Here is a 1,036-nt window from a genome sequence, read left to right as displayed (position 1 = left end):
TGCAGACTACATTCTCCACCAGTACCTCTCAAATTGTCAAAGTTGAAATCATGAGAATAAGCGAGAAAACAGGCGAAAACATTACTTTATAGTGGGAGTACGATGAAGTAAGCATGAAACGTACAGGCAGGAGATTTGTCCACTTTTAGACGTCCCATGTCATTTCATGACACCAACAGCGGATGATGAAAATAGCAAGTCTAGGAGGGTAATTTTTGGAGATTCTTCAATTTTTCAGTTTGGAGGAAGAACCTATTCTTTATACATTTCTTTTATTCCTTTTTAACAATGTCATCAATCTCTTGATCATTACCTCTTTTGCGAGAAAATACACTTTCAAACCACGTGAAGTTTTAATATATTCCGTTCTTATGCTCACGATTAGCCGAACCTTCTACTTTGTTATGGCTCCCAAGTTAGCAGAAACACACGGATTACAGTTGATTTCGGGAATTTTTCTTCTGATATTCGTCATCCATATGATCACCAAGCAGCGAAAAAAAGTTGATCATTCCGATTTACCCCGAATTCCTGTTATTGTTATGCTTTTCATTGCATTTGCGACAGATTACTCCATTTGTTTTGAAAATATTAGGATTACGGCGCAACTTTCAAACAATTTTTTGGAGGTCGCTTTTGGACTCTTACTAAGCCTGATCGGTGTCTTTATCCTTTTTCGCATTTTCACCGAATTGTTTATGCGCATTTCCTTCTTTGCGTATATAGCATCGGGTTTGCTGGCCGAAGTTTCCATTATGGGAATGCATAGAGACCCGTTATTTCAAAAAGGATTGCAGTCCTTGCAAGTCGTTTCGGAGAACATTCCTGGATTTATCAATCGTCATATTTCCATCCTTGCAATTGACGTCGCCATTCTAATCATGATCATCGGAATCGTAAATCAATTGAAACATCGTTCTTGAGTGAACAAAAAACGCCCCATCGGGCGTTTTTTGCTCCATACTGATATTTGTACATGTTACCTAAGCGGATTCACGTCATATTCAATTTCATCCTTTTTAAATTCCGAGCAAAC

The 1,036-nt window shown here is 38.1% G+C and carries 1 protein-coding gene; it reads left to right on the top strand.

Translation table 11 applies throughout. The features are described 5' to 3' along the window. Positions 1-215: 215 nt before the first annotated feature. Positions 216-923, top strand: a complete 708-nt coding sequence (locus tag VF724_RS21265; RefSeq protein WP_371756234.1) for a TerC family protein — start codon at positions 216-218, stop codon at positions 921-923. Positions 924-1,036: the final 113 nt, after the last annotated feature.

It is taken from the genome of Ferviditalea candida (genome assembly GCF_035282765.1).
GTDB lineage: Bacteria > Bacillota > Bacilli > Paenibacillales > KCTC-25726 > Ferviditalea > Ferviditalea candida.
This window is presented reverse-complemented; position numbering and strand designations above follow the sequence as displayed.